A 21584-nucleotide genomic window follows, 5' to 3' on the forward strand; every position below is an offset into this window, starting at 1 on the left:
AATCGGTTGCATTCTTAAATTATGACGTCTTATTGACGATACATCGTTAAAAAATGACACGGATAAGAAGATGTTTAAGCATCTAAATCCAGTGTATTTCTGTAAGTGAACACTTACTTATTTTTCCGAGTTAATGATTTTTTAATTTGCATAAACCAAAAAAAATGGTTTTCATTGTAAAATATATCGTATTAAACAGCGTTTAAAGCTTGTAGCATGAACGTACTAGAAAGGAAAGGAAACCGCTGCTGGTTTATCTAGTTCGGAGCTGATTGACAGATGTACAAATTAATGCAGAGAAAATTTTATTTTTAATACAAAATAGTATATTTGTTTTGCTACAAAGCAAAATAACGGCTTTTAAATTGCACAAATTGAATTAAACATTAATATTAAACAACAGTAAAAATCTAAAAATTAGTAAAAATGGCAAACGCACCAAAAACTACTGCTCCTGCTAAAAATGAAGGCGGAAACTCAGGTAATTTATTTGCGAGTTTATCTATTATCATCTGTTTCATTGTAGGTTACCTTGTATGGAAATTTGTAATGGGTAGCCCCTCAAACTTTATCGACAATAACCCAGAAAATCAACCTAACCCAGGTAACTACCTAGGAATGGTTTACCACGCTGGTGTAATCGTACCTGTGTTAATCGGTCTATTTTTAATGGTATGGGTATTCTCTATCGAGCGCTTTATTGTAATTGGAAGAGCAGCTGGTACGGGTAACGTAGGTAACTTCGTTAGAAAAATTCAGACATTAATCAATGGTGGTAACATTGATTCAGCAATCGCTGAGTGTGACAAGCAAAAAGGTTCGGTAGCGAACGTAGTGAAAGCTGGTTTGTTAAAATACAAAGACGTTTCTGCGAACACAGGCTTAGATGCTGAGAAATCTGTTGTAGCTATCCAAAAAGAAATTGAGGAAACTACAGCGTTAGAGATGCCAATGTTAGAGAAAAACATGAACGTAATTGCTACCCTGGTATCAATCGGTACGTTAACTGGTCTATTAGGAACGGTAACCGGTATGATCAAAGCCTTCTCGGCTCTTGCAACAGGTGGTGCTCCAGATTCAGCAAAATTAGCGAACGGTATCTCTGAAGCCTTGATCAACACGGCGACTGGTATCGCAACATCGACATTTGCGATCGTTATGTATAACATCTTGACAGCGAAAATTGACAACTTAACGTATTCTATTGACGAGGCTGGTTTCTCTATCGTACAAACGTACGCTGCTAACCACAAATAAGAAGATGATTTTTTTTGCATTCTTTTATGGAATGTATGAAGTAAAATCATCTTAAGTTAAAAGAATAGGAAATTGTTAATTAAAAGAAGTAAAGAAAAATGGGTAAAGCAAAAGTAAAAAGAGCCAGTACCTCCATCGACATGACGGCGATGTGTGACGTATCGTTCTTGCTTCTTACATTCTTCGTATTAACGGCAACAGCACGCCAGCCAGAAGTTTTAGTGGTAGATACTCCGGCATCTACGACACCGGATAAACTGCCGGATGATAACTTAGGGATTATTTCTGTTGCGAATGGCAAAATATTTTTTGGTGTGAAAAATCCTACAGTTCGGGAGATCACGTTAAAGAACATGTCGCAGAGATATAGTGTTGCCTTTTCTGCAGAAGAATATGAGAAATTTAAACAATTGGACGAATTTGGTGTTCCAATCAAGAATTTGCGTCAATTGCTTTCTCTTCCAAATGAACAACGCAAGGAAAATATTCAGCCGGGCATCCCCGTAGATAGTACAGAGACGGCCTCTAATGAGCTATATTCCTGGGTTCAAGAAGCACGGAAAGCGACAATTGAGTATAACCGGTCACGGGACGGCGAGAAGGATTTCGTGGATCCGGGACCGATGAAAGTCGCCATCAAAGCGGACGCGGAAGAAAAATATCCAACTGTTAATTTAATTATCGAGACGTTGCGTAACCAGAAGCAGAACAAATTTAGTTTTGTAACCGGTTTGCGAGCGGCGGAATAATGATATAAGGACAATAGAAAATGGCAGAATTAAATCAAGATAGTGGTAAGGGCGGCAAAGGCGGGAAGGTAAGAGCCAAGAAAAACGGTGGTAAAGTCGATTTGACAGCCATGGTGGACCTAGCGTTCTTATTGATTACCTTCTTCATGTTGACCACTTCATTAAATAAACCGCAGGCGATGGATGTAGCGATGCCTGATAAGAATAAGATTGATGCGAATGATAATTTGGAAATCGCGGACAATCGTTCTATCACATTGCTGTTAGGATCCGATAATAAGATCTCTTGGTATTATGGGCAATTGCAGAATCCTATTTATCCACCTACCACAGTAGAATATGGTAAAGAAGGTATCCGTCAAGTCCTATTGAAGATGCAAAAAGAGGTTCCTGCGCGGGCAGGCGGGAAAGATCTAATTGTAGTAATCAGACCTAGCGAGAAGTCAGTACAACGTAATCTGGTAGATATCTTAGATGAGATGAAGATCGTTGACATCAAACGCTATATGATTTCTAAGATCAACAGTGACGAAATAGAGGTATTAAAACGCGACGGTCTTTTTAACGACTAATCGCATAATCAAGTAAAATATGTTTGGTTCTAAATTAGATATATTCAAAAAGGAATGGCTTGACGTCGTTTTTGCGAATAGGAATAAAGAATATGGGGCCTATGACCTGCGTAAGTTTGCGCCGAAGGCAACCAATATTGGTCTATTCACGATCACTGCAGCCGTTCTTGTTTTGAGTGCTCCAAAAATGTTTAACATTAAGATTTTTCCAGATAAGCCCGTAGAGGAAGCTCCAGTAATCACAGAGGTTACGTTGGAGGATTTGGAAATTCCGGAGCCAGAAGAAGAAGAAGAACCTCTTCCACAGGAGGAAGAACCGCCACAACGTATTGCACAGGAGCCACCAGCCGAAGATTTGGTGCGTTTCCCAGAGCCTAAAGTTGTGCCGCAGAACCAGGTGAAAGAAGAGGTTGTTTCCCAAGAGGAAATAAAGAAGGAAAATAAAACCCCGGCCCGTATCACCCTTAAGGGAACAAAAGGAGCCGCAGGTGTACCAACAGGTGAATTTGGTCCCAAGAAAGTGGAAGGCCAGATTACAGGTAGTGCTACTGGAGATCCAAATGGTACTAACCCAGATAAGATTTTTACCGCGGTGGAAGTAAATCCGGAACCTATTGGAGGGTTGAACGCCTTCCGTAAATGGGTAGGAGAAAATTACACGTATCCACAAGGCGCAATCGATGCTGGTGTGAAAGGCCAGGTTGTGGTATCTTTTGTCGTAGAAAGAGATGGAAGCTTAACGGATATCAAAGTCGTTAAAGATTTGTCTTACGGTACAGGACAAGCCGCAATCAATGTGTTAAAAAAGGCAAAAAAATGGAAGCCAGGTATACAGAACGGTCGTCCTGTTCGGGTAGCCTATACGTTGCCTATTACATTGAACCTTCAACAATAAAACATGAGTGGTTTGCGTAACAGCACAAGAAAATTTAGTCAGAAATCGCCGACCCAGCGATTTCTGTCTATTTTAGGCCTAGCGATGTTCGCTTTTTACTTTACGTTGGGATTATTGATCATCTTTTGGGATGGTTTTCCGATCGAGATAGATCCGACGTATAAGACTTTTTTTGGGATATTGCTCATCGTATATTCCTTTATGCGTTTTGCTCGCCTGTGGCAGAATAATTTTAGTAAATAGGAATACGGGTTAAACTATTATATAAATAAACGATTCTAAATAGTAGTGGATTCTCCAAAGTGGGGTCAACTGCGATGTCAGAGACATAAGTTATTATGGGATGAGAAAAGCGATAAAAATAATTTTCTTTCTACTGATGGTATGCACAGCCTTAAGTTGTTCGCGCTCAAATAAGAGCGAGTCAGCAGGCACGGATAGCGCATCAACCAATACGGCTAAAGAAGATATTCTAGTTGGAACATTGCATGTGGCGGTCGATGAGTCCGTTTATCCTCTTTTAAAAGAACAGGAAGAGGTTTTTCTCTCGGCCTATCCGAATGCCAAAATTCAGTTTCTAGCGAAACCTGAGCTGCTGGCTGTGAAAGAACTGCTGGCAGATAAGGCGAGTGTAGCGATTTTAGCAAGGGAACTCAATGAGACAGAAGCTGCGTATTTTAAACAGCGTTCTATCACGCCCCGCGTTTTTCCGGTATGGACTGATGGAATAGTGGTTGTCAACAATACTAAACAGGCCGATACGAGCGTTACTATTGAATATCTGGTGGAAGCACTGAAAGGAAACAGTGCTGATCGTAGAAAACTTGTGTTTGACAATGTTAATTCAAGCAGTTTTAGGCAGTTAAAAGAGCTCGGTAAAATTGATAAGGTCGCAGGAAATTATGTTGAAGAGGCTAAAACCGCTTCAAATGTATTGCAAGCTGTTGCAAACGGCTCAGATAAGATTGGGATATTAGGCTATAATGAGTATATGGATTTGATATCCACATTTCAGAATAAAAATAATATTCGTATCTTGAGCGTGCAGAATACACAGGGAGAGAAGGCTGATAGACAGTTTTACAAGCCAAATCAATCGACCATCGCCACAGGACAATATCCTTTACGACGCACGTTTTATGTGTTGAATTACCAGCCAAATATGGGGTTGGGGATAGGATTCTCGGCTTTTCTCACAGGCGATCGAGGGCAACGTATAGTGCTTCGGTCGGGATTAGTTCCGGCGACGATGCCAGGACGAGAGATCATTGTAAGAGACAACATTTAGTAACAAGAATATAAAGTAGAACACGAATAAATTATGACAAACAGCAAATTATTTTTAAGTCTATTACTGGCTGGAACAATCGGTTCTGTTAGTGCGCAGAGCTTGAAAGACGCTAAAGAAGCAATGACTGCAGAGCAGTATGATAAAGCGAAAGACATGCTACAGCGGTTAGTGGAGAAGAAAGCGAAGGATGGCGAAAACTACTTCTATCTAGGAAAGATACATTTAATCAATGATAAGGTAGATTCGGCTGCTTACGTGTTCAACCAAGGGTTGACAAATGCTCCAAAAGAACAATTAAACAATGTCGGTCTTGGTATTGTTGATTTGATGAATGGCAACCAAAGTGCTGCTGAGACTAAATTCTCTACTGCTGTTGCCGGCCTCGGAAAAAAGGATTATTTACCACTTTTGTATATTGGAGAGGGTTACATAGATGCGCCTAAACCTGACTATACGAAGGCTATAGAATATTTGACGCAAGCTAAAGCTAAAAATGAAAAAGATCCGTCAATATTGGTTGCCTTAGGAGATGCATATGCTGGGTTGGGCGAAAGCAGCCAGGCATTTGTTAACTACCGCGATGCGGAGTATATGGATCAGAGTTTGTTAGCGCCGAAAATCGGTCAAGCGCTGATTTCTAGACGAGCTCAAGCCTACGATGTTGTTCTCGAGCAGTTAACAGCGCTTACGCAAGAACATCCAGATTATGCCCCACTTTATCGTGAGTTAGCGGAAACGTATTACTTGTCGTCGTTGAAAGCGCCGGAAGATCAATACCGCGAGATCAACCAAAAAGGTGTGGAAAATTATAAAAAATACTTGAGCTTGACGGGAGATAATTCGGTAGAGGCGAAAACACGCTACGCCGATTTCTTGGTGTATTCAGGGAACTACGAAGAATTGAAAACAGTTGCCCAAGAATTAGCTGATGCTCCAGGTGTAGATGCTAAAGTATACCGTTATTTAGGTTATATCGCCTACAATCAGGATAAAGATTATGCAAAGGCTGCTGAATATATGAACACGTTGTTTTCGAAGGTTCAACCAGAACGTTTGATCCCTCGTGACTACTTATACGCAGGTCTATCGAATGTAAGTGCCGGCGACGAAACGAAAGGCTTTGAGTTGTTAAAACAGGCTATTGAAAAACAGACTGAAGAGGATAACCTAGAGACTGAAATCGCTGAAACTGCCTTCGCAAAATACCAGGATGGTGAAGTGGAAACTGCGGTAAAGATTTTCCGTTTGCCTGCTTCTGACCCAGAATCTGATTATTATTTTGATGCGAACTATTTCATTGGGTTAGGCCAATACAGTAAAGGTTCAAAGATTGTTTCTCCTGCAGAGGGCGAAGAGGTTACACCTGAATTGGGAGCGACTAAAATTGCCGCTGGAAAACCGATATTGGATGAAGCGGTTAAGGCGTTCGGTGTCGTAGTTGGTACTACGAAAGATGATGTAAAGAAAAAGTACTTGATTAACTCTTTATATTATAAAGGATTATCAGAATTGGCTTTGGATGGTGTAATGTATGATCCTGAAAACGCAAAAGGATTGTTTGTTGATTCATTTACTCAGTTGTTAGAGGCTGTGAAAACGGTACAATCTGAAGATCCGAATCTAAATTCGTACATCACAGATGCAAACAATTACCTAGGCTATTTCCACTATTTAAAAGGGGATAACGCGAAAGCAAAAACCTATTTCCAAGAGACGATCAAGATCGATCCGGCAAATGAATTTGCAGGACAATTCGTTGACCAGCTCTAAGATTAAAATATCATTAAAATTACCGAGGGACTGCTTGCAGTCCCTTTTTTTATTGGGAAAAAATGATATATTTGTTAGAGAGAACAGATAATAAACTAGTGATTATGGAAAGTGTAAACCTAAGTAGCACTCCAGTAGATTATATACCTATTTTAATTCAATTAGGTGTAGCCATCGGTTTTGGTGTATTGACCATCATTGGTACTCATTTGATAGGCCCGAAAGTTCGCACAGAGAACAAGCTCGGCGCCTTTGAATCCGGTATTCAAGTGGTGGGGAATGCTCGGCAGCCCTTTTCCATTAAGTATTTTTTAGTTGCTATCTTGTTCGTGATATTTGATGTGGAAGTGATATTTATGTATCCTTGGGCTGTCAATTTTCGAGAATTTGGTGTACAGGGGCTTATTGAGATGTTCATTTTTATGGGCTTGCTTCTATTAGGCTTCATCTACGTCATCAAGAAAAAAGCACTGGACTGGGATTAAACATATCGTTCGTGTCATGGGGATTGCTATTTGCAAATTTCCATGAGATTGTGACAATGTTTTTGCTAAACTGATACATATCGTCCTGAAAACGAGTTTTCAAGGAGGGTGTTGTACAGCGGTGCAGACAGCCGACATATGTATGCGATCCCTCTCTCCATCAAATCAAACTTAGTATAAACCAAAAAACGATAGTCATGAGCAAAGTGACATTGGCAGAAGCACCTCCAGGGGTGGAAGGAGCAGGATTTTTCGCAACGACTTTAGATAAAGCTATAGGATTGGCACGGGCTAACTCACTATGGCCTTTGCCATTTGCAACATCCTGTTGCGGTATTGAATTTATGGCTACCATGGGGTCAACCTATGACCTTGCGCGCTTTGGAGCAGAACGTCCTAGTTTTTCGCCCAGGCAAGCTGATATGTTGTTGGTTATGGGGACGATTGCTAAAAAGATGGCGCCGGTATTAAAACAAGTGTATATCCAAATGGCCGAGCCCCGCTGGGTGATAGCTGTTGGAGCATGCGCCTCGAGCGGAGGTATTTTTGATACCTATTCTGTATTACAAGGTATTGACGAGATTATTCCAGTCGATGTGTATGTCCCGGGCTGCCCGCCACGGCCAGAGGCTATTTTAGATGGAGTCCTAAAGTTGCAGGAAATCGTAAAAAATGAGTCGTTAAACCGGCGCAATACGCCCGAGTACAAGGCTCTCTTGGAAAAGTATGGAATTGTAACGGATAATGGAAATGGATAAGTTGACGAATCAGACGATTATCTCCCGTCTACAAGAACGATACAATGACCGGCTTTCCGTGCTGGGGGAACCCCACGGTTTACTCACCATATCCATCGCTCCGGAGGACAGTATCGATATGTTGAAGTTTTTAAAGGACGATCCGGAGCTTCGGTTCAATTACTTAACCGACATTACCGCGGTTCATTATCCGAAACAAGCGCAAGAATTCTGCGTGGTCTATCATCTGCACAATATGTTGCAGAATGTTCGCTTACGAATCAAAGTCTTTGTTGCTGGACCAAATCCTACCGTTCCGACAGCTACCACGTTGTGGGAAGGAGCGAATTGGATGGAAAGGGAGACATATGACTTTTTTGGGATTGTATTTGAAGGACATCCTGATCTAAGACGGATTCTTAATATGGACGATTTGGAGGTGTTCCCTATGCGTAAGGAATATCCTTTGGAGGATCCCAATCGCGTCGACAAGAAAGACTTTTATTTTGGACGCTAATAACAGCTAGAGAAGATGAGTAAACCGATAACCAAAATAACACCAAACGCATCTGTGTTCTTTGACAATGATCCGCAGGATGAGCTGATCACGTTGAACATTGGACCTACACACCCTGCAACGCATGGTGTTTTCCAAAACGTGGTGCAGATCGATGGAGAGCGGATTGTGAGTGGGGTGTCCACCATAGGTTATATTCACCGGGCGTTTGAAAAGATCGCTGAGCATCGGCCTTTTTATCAGATAACGCCTTTGACGGATCGCTTGAATTATTGTTCCGCTCCTATTAATAATATGGGCTGGCACATGACTGTCGAGAAGCTTTTGAACATAGAGATTCCCAAACGCGTGCAGTACATGCGTGTCATCGTTATGGAACTTGCGCGGATCGCGGATCACATTATCTGTAACGGTATCCTAGGCGTTGATACCGGTGCATTTTCTGGATTTTTATACGTGATGCAGGAGAGGGAGTTTATTTACGAAATTTTCGAGGAAATCTGTGGCGCACGTTTGACGACAAATATTGGTCGTATTGGTGGCTTCGAACGTGATTTTAATGAGGTAGCATTTCAAAAAATAGTGGAATTTACCAAACGGTTCCCACCAGTTCTTAAAGAATTTGAAAACTTATTTGTGCGTAACCGTATTTTTATTGAACGGACATCTGGTGTCGCCGCCGTTACGCCAGAACAAGCCCTGAGCTACAGTTGGTCAGGGCCGATCCTCCGTGCGACCGGTGTTGATTATGACGTTCGGGTGGTATCCCCTTATTGTTCCTATGATGAGTTTGATTTCGATATTCCAGTTGGCACCACCGGCGATGTTTACGATCGCTTTATGGTGCGCAATGAGGAAATGTGGCAATCGCTTCGTATCATCGAGCAAGCTATGGAAAAAATAAAGAAGGAACCTGTGGGCGTATTTCACGCCGACGTCCCAGAATTTTATTTGCCTCCAAAGGAGCAAGTATATACCAATATGGAGGCATTAATTTACCATTTCAAGATCGTTATGGGAGAATGGGAAACGCCCCAATCGGAAGTATACCATTCCGTAGAAGGTGCAAATGGTGAATTGGGATTCTATCTTATCCACGATGGGGGACGATCGCCCTACCGCTTGCATTTCCGTAGGCCGTCCTTTATCAATTATCAGATGTTTGCACCCATGAGTAGTGGTATGTTGATATCGGATGCAATTATTAATATGAGTAGTTTAAACGTTATTGCAGGAGAACTAGATGCTTAGTGTTCAGGAAAATATGACGGTTGAATTTTCGGCTTCTTTACTGGAGAAGTTCGCAGAAGTTGTCAGCCGATATCCCGAGGCTCGACAAAAGTCGGCCCTCCTACCAATCCTACATTTGGTACAGGCTGAATTTGGTTGGTTAAGCGTGGATGCGATGGACAAAGTCGCTACGTATTTACATATCAAGCCTATTGAGGTTTACGAAGTTGCAACATTCTATACGATGTTTTTTTTGCAGCCAAAGGGGAAGTACGTACTGGAAATTTGCCGTACAGGGCCATGTTGCCTGGTCGGTGCAGAGCAAATTATGAAACATTTGGAAGATCGTCTCGGAGTTAAGGAGGGTGAAGTGACGGCCGATGGACTCTTCTCATGGAGGGGAGTAGAATGCGTGGCCGCGTGTGGTTTTGGGCCGGTGCTACAAATCGGGCCGGAATATACATTCTATGAAAACCTTACGGAGGAAAGTGTCGACAAACTAATTGAAGAATTAAAGCAAAAAGCACAAACAAAATAAGATGGCACGCAAACTACTGTTAAACCATATCGATGTACCGGGCATTAATACGTTTGACGTATATCGTCAGATGGGTGGATACCGCGCTGTGGAGAAAGCTTTAAAAACGATGTCTCCTGATGATGTTGTCGAGGAGGTGAAGAAGTCTGGCTTGCGTGGCCGGGGAGGCGCAGGCTTCCCGACAGGGATGAAGTGGGGCTTTTTAGCTAAGCCGGACGGCGTGCCACGCTATTTGGTTTGCAATGGTGATGAATCGGAACCGGGAACCTTTAAGGATCGTTTCCTGATGACGAAGATTCCGCATGCGCTGGTTGAAGGTATGATTGTTTCCAGCTATGCATTAGGAGCGAATACCTCCTATATCTACATCCGTGGCGAGATGATGCCTCAGATCCGGATTGTGGAGCAAGCCATAGCGGAAGCTAAAGCCGCAGGATTTTTAGGTAAAAACATTCTGGGCACGGGATATGATCTGGAAATTTACGTACAGCCCGGAGGAGGGGCTTACATCTGTGGCGAAGAGACGGCTTTGCTCGAGTCGCTGGAAGGAAAACGTGGCAATCCCCGGATTAAACCTCCATTCCCAGCTGTGGCTGGACTCTATGGTTGTCCCACAGTGGTTAACAATGTCGAGTCTATTGCCGCAACGGTACCGATTATTAACGACGGGGGAGAGGAGTACGCCAAAATCGGGATCGAACGTAGTACTGGGACAAAATTAATTTCCGCTTCGGGTAACCTGGTGCGTCCAGGTGTCTACGAAATAGAATTAGGTCTTCCGGTTGAAGAATTTATTTATTCGGATGAATACTGTGGCGGAATTGCTAACGGTAAACGCCTGAAGGCTGTGGTGGCAGGAGGATCTTCTGTACCTATTTTACCGACTAATCTTGCGCTGAAAACGGCAAATGGAAATGCGCGCTTAATGACCTACGAGTCACTGGCTGACGGTGGCTTCGTAACAGGAACGGCGATGGGATCGGGAGGATTTATAGCGTTTGATGAGGATCAGTGTATTGTGCGCAATACGTTGAATTTCACGCGTTTCTACCATCACGAAAGTTGCGGGCAATGTTCGCCATGTCGTGAGGGGACGGGGTGGATGGAGAAAGTGCTGCACAAAATTGAGTATGGACACGGCGACATAGCAGATATTGATTTGTTATGGGATATTCAGCGTAAGATAGATGGAAATACAATTTGCCCATTGGGAGATGCCTCGGCTTGGCCGGTGGCCAGCGCGATACGTCATTTCCGAGACGAATTTGAATGGCACATTTTGAATCCCGGGGAATCTCAAGTTCGAAACTTTGGACTGGCACATTACGCTGACCCGTTAACACCGGTAGCCTAGCTACACGGCATATAGTTGTTGATTTTTGAATGAATAAAATGGCTGAAGAAGGAAAATTTAAAGTAACCATAGATGGCATATCGATAGATGTAACACCAGGGACAACTATCCTAAATGCCGCTCGCGCAATTGGTGGAGATATCGTGCCTCCAGCAATGTGCTATTACTCTAAACTGGAAGGTAGCGGCGGCAAGTGTCGAACGTGCTTGGTCAAGGTTTCCAAAGGCTCGGAGAAAGATCCTCGTCCTATGCCTAAATTGGTCGCTTCATGCCGCACAACGGTAATGGACGGTATGGAGGTGCAGAACATCACTTCGCCAGATGTCGTGGAGGCACGTAAAGGGGTCGTGGAGATGTTGTTGATTAATCATCCCTTGGATTGTCCTATTTGCGATCAGGCAGGAGAATGTAAGTTGCAGGATCTGGGATACGAACATGGCGCCGAGCAAACACGGTATGAATTCGAGCGTCGCACATTTGACCGCATTGATATCGGGGATAAGATTCAATTGCATATGAACCGTTGTATTTTATGCTATCGGTGTGTCTATGTGGCCAATCAATTGACCGATAAACGGGAACATGGTGTTATTGGCCGTGGCGATCATGCAGAAATCTCTACATTCATTGAAAATGCATTGGATAACGAATTTATTGGTAATGTGATCGATGTTTGTCCTGTAGGAGCCTTGACTGACAAAACTTTTCGGTTCAAAAATAGAGTTTGGTTTACCAAGCCAGTGGACGCACATCGGGATTGTCCGACCTGTTCAGGAAAAGTGACTTTATGGTACAAAGGAGAGGAAGTACTCCGTGTTACCGGAAGAAAGGATGAATTTAATGAAGTTGAAGACTTTATATGCAATACTTGTCGCTTCGATAAGAAACAGACGGCCGATTGGGTATTGGAGGAACCGACTCCGATCGAAAAAGAATCAGTAATTACGGCAAATCATTATGATAGATTTGTGCCGCCGCCCGTTATCCAGACAGACATTACATTGCAAAGTGCGAATGCGGAACAACTCGCAAGAACGGAACGATTGAAATAGATAAGGCAGCATATATGGAAGGAGCTTTTATTTTAGAAAAATTAATTTTGGTGGTTATCGTCTTTACCATTTCGTTGGTAATTGCGATGTACTCAACCCTCGCTGAACGGAAAATCGCTGGCTTTATGCAGGATCGGTACGGTCCAAATAGAGCTGGTATCGGCGGTATTTTACAGCCTCTTTGCGATGGGGGGAAGTTCTTTTTTAAAGAAGAAATAATTCCCGCGGGAGCTCATAAGGTGCTGTTTGTCGCAGGACCTACCTTGGCCATTATTACAGCCTGTATCAGTTCCGCGGTCATCCCATGGGGGCAGAGTCTAACTATTGGAGGACGTGAAATTTCTCTACAGGTGGCAGATATCAATGTAGGTATATTATATATTTTCGGCGTTGTAGCCCTTGGTGTATACGGTATTATGATCGGTGGCTGGGCATCAAACAATAAATTTTCGCTGATGGGAGCTATTCGGGCCGCTTCTCAAAGTATCAGTTATGAAATCGGAATGGGACTATCCATTATAGCGTTGCTGATGGTCACCGGAACACTTTCTATGGGTGAAATTGTCGCACAACAATCTGGTTTTGTAAATTGGAATATTTGGGTTCAGCCCCTTGGATTCCTGATCTTCATGACGTGCGCATTTGCCGAATGTAATCGCGTGCCGTTCGATTTACCTGAATGTGAGACTGAGCTCGTCGGCGGGTATCACACAGAATATTCCTCTATGAAGTTGGGACTTTACATGTTCTCCGAATACATTAATATGTTTGTGTCTTCAGCATTAATGGCGGCTCTGTATTTTGGTGGATATAATTTTCCGTTCATGTATGATTTGGGGCTCTCGCAGAACTGGATTACCGTTATTGGCGTGTTGGTTTTCTTCCTGAAAATATTCGCATTTATCTTCTTTTTCATGTGGATACGTTGGACCTTGCCCCGTTTTCGGTATGATCAGTTGATGAATTTGGGCTGGAAAATGTTGATTCCCCTAGCAATAGCGAATATTGTGTTGACAGGAGTGATTACCATAATTAAGGACACGTACTTTTAAGATCGGTTCGGGTACTGCCGTAGCCATAAAATATATTAGTTAGCAGATTGGCCAAGTGCTGCCCACACAAAAAAAAGAAACTATGCAATCATTGTCTAATAGAAAGAAAGTAATCGAGCAAAAACCGATGAATTTTTGGGAGCGTATGTATTTGCCCGCGATCGCGAAAGGCCTTGGGATTACCATACGGCATTTTTTCAAAAAAATTCCTACGGTCAAATATCCGGAGGAACAACGGCCTTATTCCAAAAATTTTAGGGGACAGCATTCCCTCAAACGTGACGAGCAGGGACGGGAACGTTGTACAGCTTGTGGTCTATGTGCATTGTCGTGCCCAGCAGAAGCCATTACGATGATTGCTGCCGAACGCACGAAAGAGGAGATGCATTTGTATCGGGAAGAAAAATACGCCGCTGTTTACGAAATCAATATGTTGCGTTGCATTTTTTGCGGATTATGTGAAGAGGCTTGTCCAAAAGAAGCCATATACCTGGATGGTCCGCATGTAACGGCCGAGTATTTACGCAAGGATTTTATATACGGGAAAGATAAATTGGTCGAGCCCGTGTTCGATATTAAAAAACTAAACCAAGAAAAAACGAATTAGGATGTCCGTATTTTATTTTGTCGCATTTCTCGCTATTTTCTTTGCGTTGATGACTATCTTCACCAAGAACCCAGTGCATAGCGTGTTGTATTTGGTGATTACCTTTTTCACGTTGACCATTCATTACATCTTGTTGAATGCACAGTTTTTAGCGGTGGTCAATTTTATCGTGTATATGGGGGCAATTATGGTCTTATTCTTATTTGTACTTATGTTGCTCAATTTGAACGAAGAGACAGAACCCATGAAAAGCAATCTGGTTAAGACAATGGGGGCCATTGCAGGTATGTGCCTGATCGCTACGTTTTTGGGAGCCTTTCGGGTGATCGAGCCTACCAACGAGCTGGTGGCGGGAAACGCAGAAATCGGATTGGTGAAAAATCTTGGGAAGGTATTGTTTAAGGAATTCCTGTTACCTTTTGAAATTTCGTCCATTCTTTTACTAACAGCTATGGTTGGCGCGGTGCTTCTAGCTAAAAAAGACATTAAAAAAGCATAATGGAGAATATAGTTACACAGCTTCAAGGTGTTCCATTGAACCACTACATCATTTTTTGTAGTATTATTTTCGCTATTGGCGTAACAGGAGTGCTTATCCGTCGTAATGTGATCATCATTATGATGTCTATTGAGTTGATGTTGAATGCCGTTAACCTTTTGTTGGCAGCCTTCTCCGCATATCGGGGGGACGCCAGCGGACAGGTGTTCGTATTTTTCATCATGGCGTTGGCTGCTGCTGAAGTAGCGGTAGGGCTCGCCATTATCATCATGGTATACCGGAACACGAAATCCGTGGATATTGAGTCGTTAAGCAAATTGCGTTGGTAATTGAGTAGAGATTTTTAGTAAAAAACTATGTCTGAATTAATTTGGCTGATCCCCTTGATCCCTTTGATAGGTTTTGTCGTAAATGGACTTACGAGAAATAGCGTGCCGAAAGTCGTTACGGGCGTCGTAGGCTGTGGCGTTGTCCTCGCCTCATTTGTCCTGAGTATAGTCCTTTATTTAGATATAACGGCTGCGCAGGCAACGGGGGCTTCTGTGGCCCACCAGGTGACTCTGTTTGACTGGTTTTCCGTCGGGAAGCTTCAGGTAGGCCTATCGTTCTTGGTGGATCCATTGAGTGCGATCATGCTGTTGATTATCACGGGGGTAGGTTTTTTGATACATTTGTATTCATGTAGCTACATGGCTGCCGATACAGGCTTTGGCAAATTTTTTGCCTATCTAAACCTGTTCATCTTCTTTATGACGATTCTCGTGTTAGGGTCTAATTACTTGGTCATGTTTATTGGCTGGGAGGGGGTAGGATTATGTTCGTACCTGCTCATTGGTTTTTGGTTCAAGAATTCCTCTTATGCATCGGCAGCAAAAAAAGCTTTTGTTATGAACCGTATTGGCGATCTTGGTTTCCTGATTGCGATGTTCTTTATCCTGGAGACATTCGGCAGTTTGGAATATAACACCGTATTTGCACAAGCTGGGGAAATGCCGGTCGGAAACAGTGCACTTCTTGTTATCACTATGCTGCTGTTTGTTGCCGCGACAGGTAAATCCGCCCAGATACCGCTGTTCACTTGGCTTCCGGATGCGATGGCAGGCCCGACGCCGGTTTCCGCCCTGATTCATGCCGCAACCATGGTTACTGCAGGTATTTACATGGTTGTACGTTCTAATATTTTATTTGTGCTTGCGCCAACAACGATGGATGTGATGGCCATCATTGGCGCTGCTACTGCTTGTATCGCTGCGTTTATCGCATTGACACAGAACGACATCAAAAAAGTATTAGCATATTCTACGGTATCTCAATTGGGATACATGTTTCTGGGCCTCGGGGTAGGTGCGTTCACCGGGGCTTTTTTTCATGTCCTTACTCATGCCTTTTTTAAGGCTCTATTATTTTTAGGTGCAGGTTCGGTGATTCACGCGATGCATCATGAACAGGATATGCGCCGGATGGGAGGACTGCGAAAGGCGCTTCCAATAACGTTCGCAACCATGTTGATCGGTACAATTGCCATTAGTGGAATTCCGCCCTTCGCAGGATTCTTCTCCAAGGACGAAATATTGGCGCATGCTTTTCAGCATCAACCCCTGTTATGGGGAGTCGGATTCCTGACCGCGTTGTGCACGGCATTTTACATGTTTCGCTTGCTTTACTTGACGTTCTTTGGAACGTTCCGTGGTTCTGATGAACAACGAAGTCATCTGCATGAGTCACCTTGGCAAATGACCTTACCGCTAATTGTTTTGGCAGTTTTGTCTATTGTAGGAGGATGGCTGAATATCCCCGAAGCGCTAGGAGGCCATCACGCCTTAAGTACATTTCTGAATCCAGTATTGGATAAAGGGAGTTTGCATACCGCTCCGTTGGCTTTAAGTCATACCACGGAGTATCTGTTAATGGGAATTTCAACGGCAGGCGCGCTTCTAATGGCGATAATCGCATATAACCGTTATGTAAAGAAAGAACAGATCCCTGGCGCCGATGGTCAGGAGGCCGGTACGTTGTACAAATGGTCGTACCATAAATTGTATATCGATGAGTTTTACGAAGCTGTAATCGGGCGTCCGCTTAAGAAACTTTCGGTATTCCTATATACCTATGTTGATCGGATGGGTATTGATGGTTTCGTCAATGGTATCGGCGAGTTTTTTATAGGTTCAGGAAAAGGAATTCGACAACTGCAAAGTGGGCATGTTGGCTTCTATATCATTATGATGGTGATTAGTGTGATCGCAATTTTAGTGTACGGAATTTTTCGAATTTAAGTTCGTAAATAAATGGCCGCAAAGGGATGTTTGACTATTAACTCTTGATTTTTTAATTTGCTAATGGATAACCTATTTATATTACTTCTTGTGCCCGTTATTGCGGCGTTGGTGTTATGTTTCGTGAAGGGGAGTGGCCCAGCGAAATGGATCGCGTTGGGTTTCGGCCTTTTGGAATTAAGCTTGTCGATACCATTTCTATGTGAATTTACCCCTGACGCTACGATACAGTTTGAACAACGTTGGATGTGGATCGCCTCTTTAGGTATTCAATTTCATATAGGATTAGACGGTATCAGCCTTCCTTTAGTCTTATTAACCAACGGGTTGATCCCAATTATTGTATTAAGTTCATTTGGAAAAGGCTACAAAGGAAATTTTTATGCCCTGATTTCTTTTATGCAAACAGGGTTATTATTGGTTTTTCTGGCATTGGACGCGTTTTCCTTCTACGTCGGCTGGGAGATCGCGCTTATCCCGATTTATTTCATTTGCGCCCTTTGGGGCGACGGGGATCGTATCCGAATCAATCTGAAATTTTTCGTGTACACTTTCTTCGGTAGTATTCTTATGCTGGTGGCGCTGATTTTCTTATACAATCAAGGAGCAACACGAAGCCTGGAATGGAATGATTTGGTCGCATTGAATCTACGAGAATCTACCCAGCGATGGATATTTTGGGCCTTCTTTTTAGCATTTGCAATCAAAATTCCAATTTTTCCTTTTCATACTTGGCAACCCGACACGTACACCCATGCGCCATCCGCTGGAACCATGTTGTTAGCTGGTATTATGCTTAAAATGGGTATCTATGGATTGATCAGATGGTTATTGCCTATTGCCCCGTTCGGCGTGATGGCCTATAGCCAGTTAATTATGGTACTGTGCATTGTAGGTATTGTTTATGCGTCTCTGATTGCCTTTAAACAACAGGATGCGAAACGGCTAATTGCTTACTCTTCGATCGCCCACGTCGGTCTGATCTCGGCGGGAGTCATCTCTTGGCATGCCGAAGGACTCCAGGGAGCCGTTATACAGATGGTTAACCACGGTTTAAGTGTTGTTGGTTTGTTCTTTGTGATCGACATCCTACAGCAACGCACAGGAAGACGTAATCTATCGGATTGGGGTGGGTTAGCGGCACGTATGCCACGCTTGGCGGTGGCTTTTTTAATCTTATTGATGGGAGCAGTCGGACTACCATTGACTAATGGATTTATTGGCGAGTTCCTGCTTCTGAAAGGCGTGTTTGACTTTGGTGTTTGGTATGCCGTTTTTGGTGGGTTGACATTAATATTGGGCGCTGTGTATATGTTGCGTTTTTATCAGAAAACAATGTTGGGACCTTTAACCGAACAGCATGAAGCAATTGCCGATATCAAAGGACATGAATTGGTGGTGTTAAGTGTCCTTGTGTTCTTTACACTGTTTCTTGGGATATGGCCGAAAGTTATCCTGCACCTGTCCGAGGCGTCAGTGACAAACTTGTTAAATCAAATTAAATTTTAATTAGCGATTGTAAAAAATTATGGGTGCGATAATTACGTTGTGTGTATTGGGAATTTTGCTCTTGTATCTAGGGCTGTTTAAAGCGAAAAATGCACTGCTTCCCGTTACCTTAATCGGCTTGTTGGTAGCGTTGGGATTCACCCTTTCGGGTTGGAACACAGAAGCTGCACCGGTTTACAATGGAATGGTTGTGTTTGACCGTTTCGCGTTGGCATTTTCGGCGCTGTGCTTAATAATAACCGGATTGATACTTCTTCTGTCGAAGGAATATTTCCGAACGATCAGTGATCATATAGCAGAGTACTACTGTTTGATAATATTTTCGCTTACCGGAGCTTTGCTGGTCAATGCTTATCACAATTTTGCGATGTTATTCGTCGGGATTGAGATTATGTCAGTAGCCTTATACATCCTTGTCGGAATTCGTAAAAGCGACTTTGCTTCGAATGAGGCCGCTTTAAAATATTTCTTGATGGGCGCATTTTCGACCGGTTTCTTGCTTTTTGGTATAACACTGATGTATGGTGCTTCAGGAACATTTGATTTGGAAGGGTTGCGGAATTATGTAGTGTCTGCTGAGGAAATTTCTCCTCTGTTTTATGGCGGTATTCTACTCATGCTGTGCGGCCTTTGTTTTAAGGTAGGAGCGGCACCTTTTCATTTTTGGACGCCGGACGTGTATGACGGCGCGCCGATCCTGATCACGAGTTTCATGAGTACAGTGGTCAAGGTGGCCTCTTTTGTGGGCTTTTTGCGTTTGTTTAGTACCGTGCTCGTTCCACTAGATTCATTTTGGACACCCGTGCTACTGACGGTCGTTGTCATCACGTTATTCGTCGGAAATATCTCCGCATTATTGCAATCGAGCTTTAAGCGCATGATGGCGTATTCCAGTATTTCCCATGCAGGCTACATGCTGTTTGCAATAGTAGCTATCGGCGCCAGTTCCGCTGCCAGTATTTTTATTTATGCTACTGCGTACTCTTTGGCATCCGTTATTGCCTTCGGAGCACTTATCTTGGTTAAGCGTAAAACTGGATCTGACCAGTTTGAATCGTTCAATGGGCTTGCTAAGAAAGATCCTTGGTTGGCTTTTGTATTGACCATCGCGATGTTGTCGCTTGCCGGAATTCCACTGACCGCAGGTTTCATCGGAAAATTCATGATGTTCAACAATGTTATGGAAGGGTATAACGTCATGTTGCTTGTTTTAGCCGCGATCAATGCCGCTATTGCGGTATATTATTATCTACATGTCGTGGTATGTATGTACTTTAAGACCGAAGAGCCTGGCGGAGCAGAATACCAAACCGTTACGGTTAACTACAAGATTGTTTTAAGTGTAGCAGCTATATTAACGATTGCTTTGGGGATTTATCCTGATCTGTTGCTAAGTTTATTGAACTAACCAAGATAACAGTACTGGCTGGGAATGGCTCTTGCATTCTCTATGCATTAGACGACCGAAGTATCGAAACGTAGTTTTGTTTGCTACTTGCTCGCCTCGGAGTACCTAATTATTAGTTGGATTGGAATGGTTTCCTGCATGTATCAAAAGAGATTGATCTGAGGATATGTGAATATTTCCATTGAGATGGATAAAATCCGTGTGCTTGATGTTATTATTACTATCTTTAAGGGAAATATTTAAAGACCAAAACCATGAAAACCAATTTCCTTAAAGAGAAAGAGTGTAGTCAAGCAATTGATGCCTGGAATAGTATGCGCTTGAAATATGAGCATATAATAGAATTGATAGATCCTAGGTCAGGGTTTAAATTTGAAAAAGGCGATTGCCAGGAATTGTTGAAGGATTCTTCTGACTATTTCCATGCTTATTTTGGAGTCCATCACGCTAAGGTTATTCTGATTGCCAAACCCTTGGACGAGAATGGAAAGGAACGAAAATTATCAAAATACGTGTACGTACCCTATGCGCCTATGGAAAATAATTTGGCCATAATTGAAATAGATACGGTTACAACGACAAAAACAACGATATTAACACCAGACCTGAAGATAAGTAAATTGACCAAGGAGATAGACCTTCCGACATCTAATGAACCTTTGTTTCCTGAAGAAATTTGTGTGCAAGATATCGAATTATGGAAGGACAATTGTTTGGATTGGTTTTTTCGTGAATGTTCAGAATATGGCGGGAAGGGGATATTTAGATTTTTCAGGGTCCCGACGGTTGATTTAGCCATTAAGGGAACAGACTATACGGCTGTACAGGCGCTTTTTGGCTTGAAGTTTTCGATGATCTATCAGAAATCCTATCCCGCTTTGATCTTCGTGTCGACCAAAGATCCGAAAACGGCCTTATCAGAACCTTTGGTTGGATCAGAAATTTTTACTCCTGCGGTGATGAACAGTAAGGATTACTCACAGCCATGCCCTCCATTTTGTAAAGATATGGTACTTGAGCGGAACACCTGGTAGTCCAATGAGTGTCTACTACTTTAGCTCCCTAGTACTATCCAATGGATTATTGTTATTCGCAGCGGTTTATTCTGTGTATGTTTTTGCGCATGTGCGTCAAACAAATAATCTTCAGTGGTTTGTTGCTTTCCTTTTTGGTTTGTTGTGCATTGAATGTTTAAATAAATGTTTTATTTACTTGCTGGAATGGCAAGATACTAGTTTCACATATCCTGTATATGTTTTTCTGGAATTCTTTTGTTTATCACAATGGATAGCTCTGAACTTGGGATTTTCTAAACGTTGGAGACTTGCAGCAACCTTGGGTGGTTTCTTGCTATTTATTGAGGCAGTCAAGAAGTGGTCAAGCGGAGCTTTGTTTTCCCCTTGGTTTAGTAAAATAATATTACATCTTCTAGTAATTACCGGCATGGCAACTGTTTTGCTGAAATATATTCGTGAGGAAAATATGCTGTCCCCGGTCCTTTTGCTTTACGGGGTAGTAATATTATATTATACAACCTCTTTGTTTTTGTTTTTGCTCCTGGATCAACTAACTGAGGTAAGTGTTCGGATTTCATATCTGATATGGGGATTGAACAATACGTTCTCGGCAATTTTATATGGTTCATCTATTTATGTATTTTACCGATTAAAGAGATTAAGATAAATATTGTCTTTATTGTGCTTTTGATTGTAGTTTTGACTACCATCCTTATCATCGCGTTCATGATTTACCGAGCCTTCATACAGCGGATTGTACGAGAAAGAAA

23 protein-coding genes are annotated in these 21584 nt (G+C 42.6%); all 23 read left to right on the plus strand.

The genetic code is table 11. The features are described from left to right. The first annotated feature begins 426 nt into the window (after positions 1 to 426). The 23 genes from ACFSR5_RS16720 (at position 427) to ACFSR5_RS16830 (ending at position 21481) form a co-directional block, all read left to right on the plus strand. Positions 427 to 1257, plus strand: a complete 831-nt coding sequence (locus tag ACFSR5_RS16720) for a MotA/TolQ/ExbB proton channel family protein (RefSeq protein WP_380905610.1) — start codon at positions 427 to 429, stop codon at positions 1255 to 1257. A gap of 98 nt (positions 1258 to 1355) precedes the next feature. Beyond that, positions 1356 to 2006, plus strand: a complete 651-nt coding sequence (locus ACFSR5_RS16725) for an ExbD/TolR family protein (protein WP_380905611.1) — start codon at positions 1356 to 1358, stop codon at positions 2004 to 2006. 20 nt (positions 2007 to 2026) lie between these two features. Next, positions 2027 to 2578, plus strand: a complete 552-nt coding sequence (locus tag ACFSR5_RS16730; protein ID WP_380905612.1) for an ExbD/TolR family protein — start codon at positions 2027 to 2029, stop codon at positions 2576 to 2578. 19 nt (positions 2579 to 2597) lie between these two features. Continuing rightward, positions 2598 to 3473, plus strand: a complete 876-nt coding sequence (locus tag ACFSR5_RS16735) for an energy transducer TonB (RefSeq protein WP_380905613.1) — start codon at positions 2598 to 2600, stop codon at positions 3471 to 3473. A gap of 3 nt (positions 3474 to 3476) precedes the next feature. Beyond that, positions 3477 to 3716: a hypothetical protein gene (locus ACFSR5_RS16740; RefSeq protein ID WP_380905614.1), complete on the plus strand. Its 240-nt coding sequence runs from the start codon at positions 3477 to 3479 to the stop codon at positions 3714 to 3716. 100 nt (positions 3717 to 3816) lie between these two features. Next, positions 3817 to 4761: a PstS family phosphate ABC transporter substrate-binding protein gene (locus ACFSR5_RS16745; protein WP_380905615.1), complete on the plus strand. Its 945-nt coding sequence runs from the start codon at positions 3817 to 3819 to the stop codon at positions 4759 to 4761. Between the two features lie 33 nt (positions 4762 to 4794). Further along, complete coding sequence (locus ACFSR5_RS16750; RefSeq protein ID WP_380905616.1) at positions 4795 to 6534, plus strand: tetratricopeptide repeat protein; 1740 nt, start codon at positions 4795 to 4797, stop codon at positions 6532 to 6534. Between the two features lie 104 nt (positions 6535 to 6638). Further along, positions 6639 to 7019, plus strand: coding sequence for an NADH-quinone oxidoreductase subunit A (locus ACFSR5_RS16755; protein WP_380905617.1), 381 nt, complete (start codon positions 6639 to 6641; stop codon positions 7017 to 7019). A gap of 197 nt (positions 7020 to 7216) precedes the next feature. Beyond that, a complete protein-coding gene (locus ACFSR5_RS16760) occupies positions 7217 to 7777 on the plus strand; it encodes an NADH-quinone oxidoreductase subunit B (RefSeq protein WP_148908797.1) in 561 nt (186 codons plus the stop codon). Further along, positions 7770 to 8273, plus strand: coding sequence for an NADH-quinone oxidoreductase subunit C (locus tag ACFSR5_RS16765; RefSeq protein WP_380905618.1), 504 nt, complete (start codon positions 7770 to 7772; stop codon positions 8271 to 8273). The genes ACFSR5_RS16760 and ACFSR5_RS16765 overlap by 8 nt, the downstream gene beginning before the upstream one ends. Positions 8274 to 8288: 15 nt before the next feature. Beyond that, a complete protein-coding gene (locus ACFSR5_RS16770) occupies positions 8289 to 9524 on the plus strand; it encodes an NADH-quinone oxidoreductase subunit D (protein WP_380905619.1) in 1236 nt (411 codons plus the stop codon). Then, entirely contained in the window at positions 9517 to 10041 is a 525-nt protein-coding gene (locus tag ACFSR5_RS16775; protein WP_380905620.1) for an NADH-quinone oxidoreductase subunit NuoE family protein, read from the plus strand. Before ACFSR5_RS16770 ends, ACFSR5_RS16775 begins: the two co-directional genes overlap by 8 nt. A gap of 1 nt (position 10042) precedes the next feature. After that, positions 10043 to 11395, plus strand: a complete 1353-nt coding sequence (gene nuoF, locus ACFSR5_RS16780) for an NADH-quinone oxidoreductase subunit NuoF (protein WP_380905621.1) — start codon at positions 10043 to 10045, stop codon at positions 11393 to 11395. A gap of 38 nt (positions 11396 to 11433) precedes the next feature. Next, the gene (locus tag ACFSR5_RS16785) at positions 11434 to 12447 is read left to right on the plus strand and encodes a 2Fe-2S iron-sulfur cluster-binding protein (RefSeq protein ID WP_380905622.1); all 1014 of its coding nucleotides are present in this window, start codon (positions 11434 to 11436) and stop codon (positions 12445 to 12447) included. A 14-nt stretch (positions 12448 to 12461) separates the two neighbouring features. Continuing rightward, positions 12462 to 13499 (plus strand): NADH-quinone oxidoreductase subunit NuoH, encoded by a 1038-nt coding sequence (nuoH, locus tag ACFSR5_RS16790; protein ID WP_380905623.1) that lies wholly within the window; start codon positions 12462 to 12464, stop codon positions 13497 to 13499. A gap of 82 nt (positions 13500 to 13581) precedes the next feature. Beyond that, the gene (locus ACFSR5_RS16795; protein WP_380905624.1) at positions 13582 to 14106 is read left to right on the plus strand and encodes a NuoI/complex I 23 kDa subunit family protein; all 525 of its coding nucleotides are present in this window, start codon (positions 13582 to 13584) and stop codon (positions 14104 to 14106) included. 1 nt (position 14107) lies between these two features. After that, positions 14108 to 14605: an NADH-quinone oxidoreductase subunit J family protein gene (locus tag ACFSR5_RS16800; protein ID WP_380905625.1), complete on the plus strand. Its 498-nt coding sequence runs from the start codon at positions 14108 to 14110 to the stop codon at positions 14603 to 14605. Continuing rightward, entirely contained in the window at positions 14605 to 14934 is a 330-nt protein-coding gene (gene nuoK, locus ACFSR5_RS16805; protein ID WP_380905626.1) for an NADH-quinone oxidoreductase subunit NuoK, read from the plus strand. The genes ACFSR5_RS16800 and nuoK overlap by 1 nt, the downstream gene beginning before the upstream one ends. Positions 14935 to 14961: 27 nt before the next feature. After that, positions 14962 to 16881 carry an NADH-quinone oxidoreductase subunit L gene (nuoL, locus tag ACFSR5_RS16810; protein WP_380905627.1) on the plus strand — a complete coding sequence of 640 codons (1920 nt, stop codon included), beginning with the start codon at positions 14962 to 14964 and terminating at the stop codon, positions 16879 to 16881. 63 nt (positions 16882 to 16944) lie between these two features. Beyond that, positions 16945 to 18390: a complex I subunit 4 family protein gene (locus tag ACFSR5_RS16815; RefSeq protein WP_380905628.1), complete on the plus strand. Its 1446-nt coding sequence runs from the start codon at positions 16945 to 16947 to the stop codon at positions 18388 to 18390. Positions 18391 to 18409: 19 nt separating this feature from the next. Beyond that, positions 18410 to 19798: an NADH-quinone oxidoreductase subunit N gene (locus ACFSR5_RS16820; RefSeq protein ID WP_380905629.1), complete on the plus strand. Its 1389-nt coding sequence runs from the start codon at positions 18410 to 18412 to the stop codon at positions 19796 to 19798. A 254-nt stretch (positions 19799 to 20052) separates the two neighbouring features. Next, positions 20053 to 20832 (plus strand): hypothetical protein, encoded by a 780-nt coding sequence (locus ACFSR5_RS16825; RefSeq protein ID WP_380905630.1) that lies wholly within the window; start codon positions 20053 to 20055, stop codon positions 20830 to 20832. Beyond that, positions 20813 to 21481, plus strand: coding sequence for a hypothetical protein (locus tag ACFSR5_RS16830; RefSeq protein WP_380905631.1), 669 nt, complete (start codon positions 20813 to 20815; stop codon positions 21479 to 21481). Before ACFSR5_RS16825 ends, ACFSR5_RS16830 begins: the two co-directional genes overlap by 20 nt. The last annotated feature ends 103 nt before the right edge of the window (positions 21482 to 21584 follow it).

This window comes from Sphingobacterium suaedae, from assembly GCF_042684625.1.
Lineage (GTDB): Bacteria > Bacteroidota > Bacteroidia > Sphingobacteriales > Sphingobacteriaceae > Sphingobacterium > Sphingobacterium suaedae.